Raw genomic sequence first — 1,684 nt, 5'->3', positions numbered from 1 at the left:
AAAAATTAATTCAAACTGGCAAAAAAATTTCCATTAACTCTGTCATTAAACATACGAATATTCCTCTTTGTGTCCTCGGCACAATAGTCTATTTTACTTTGGGATTATTAACTTGGTTACGAGGGCGGCCAGAGTTTACATTCGATCCTTTTTATTGGATCAAAAAGGATGAGTTACTCACAACTTTTATAGACTTGAGTCATTTTGAATTCTTACAAAAATTTTTAGATCCCTTGCTGATTCCCATTTTCGTGATTTTCTCAATTATTATAGTTTTTCCAAAACTTAGGAAAGTTTATCTTAAAGACCTGATCAGTCCTGCTTTTTTAATAATTATAGCCTTGGGAATATCTATATTTTTATCTTATGTCTCTTTTCGGAGTGACTATTGGATTTTAACAAGACAATGGGTAGCTTCAATCTCACTTGTTCCTTTGGGTTTTGTTTGGCTTGCGTATAGAATCTCAAAAATTTTTGCTAAAATCCATATAATTATAGCTTTTTTATGGATAATGCTTTGTTTTACTCCTATAGTTCTTCAATTTCATAAAGTAGCTATTTCTAATTCTCAAGCTCTTAGAGAAAGGTTGGCTCAAATTTCGGTAATCTCAAAAGAAGATCAAGATAATTTTGAGTATTTAGAGTCTCTAGAATATTTTGAAACCCCTAAAAATTTACAAGATCAAAATGTTGATGATTCCAACCAGTATTGGGTGTCTTTAGCTAATAAAAACATTCAACACGGTGGTAAAGTGTGGAAAGGTTTTAGAGGTTTTTATGGCCATCCTAAATAAATTAGTAATAGGGTTAATTTTATTTATAGTCAAAATTAACCTTTATCAATTTTATCAGGATATTTTTTAGCTATTAGCAGAATTGATTTTCCTAATCTATATCTGAAGATAGGATCTAAGGTTCTAGAGATAGGAACCATTAAGCTATCCCATACTTGTATTTGTTTTAAAGTTGGTTGACTTTGCTTAAGTATCAGTTTATTAGCTAGACTAGCTAGTAAACCCACACTATCTAAATAGAGACATTTAACAATCTTGAGATTATCTGGTATTATTGCTTTAAGACTGGATTGACTATAGCGACGATAGTGACCAATAGCTGCATCGAAGGGAGTAAACAATCTTTGATGAGCTGGACCTAAAATAACTAAATTTCCATTAGCTTTTAGATGTTGAGACACTTTGATAACTTCTTGATTATCATTGTGGATATGTTCTAAAACATCAATGTATAAAATTGAATCAAAGAATTGCTCATTATTCAAACTATCAATAGTTCCATTGCGGGCATAACAGTTGATGATACCATTTAAATCAATCGATTGTTCTAGAGCATGGAAAAGCTGATTGTCTGGCTCTAGGCACAACCACTGACTATATTGGGAGCGACAGAGTAAACGGGTGTTGCTTCCTATCCCTGCCCCAACTTCTAAGACATCACCTTTGATATATTTCGTTAATAAGACTCTTATATAGTTTTTCCAATTCTTGGCTTGAGCAAATAGCTCTAACTCTGTCCCGACATAGGTAAACTGGCTCATGGTTTTAAAGGAAAGAAATCATCAACGTAATATTTATAATCGCGAACTGGAATCAAGTTGGACTGATTGCGCGTTGACAGGATGATCAGACTGAAAACAGTGCCGATTAAGCAGGGCTATTTCATTCTA

General features: G+C 33.0%; 2 protein-coding genes. One reads left to right on the top strand and one right to left on the bottom strand.

Annotation, left to right across the window (positions count from 1 at the left end):
* On the top strand, nucleotides 1–794 hold a 794-nt coding region (locus F6K49_RS46565; RefSeq protein WP_293109254.1), incomplete at its 5' end, for a hypothetical protein.
* Between the two features lie 35 nt (nucleotides 795–829).
* On the opposite strand, the gene F6K49_RS46560 is transcribed toward F6K49_RS46565, so the two are convergent.
* Nucleotides 830–1,555, bottom strand: coding sequence for a class I SAM-dependent methyltransferase (locus F6K49_RS46560; protein ID WP_293109252.1), 726 nt, complete (start codon nucleotides 1,553–1,555; stop codon nucleotides 830–832).
* Between the last annotated feature and the right edge of the window lie 129 nt (nucleotides 1,556–1,684).

This window comes from Moorena sp. SIO3I6, from assembly GCF_010672095.1.
The sequence above is the reverse complement of the archived record's forward strand: the minus strand, read 5'-3'. Positions and strand labels throughout refer to the sequence as shown.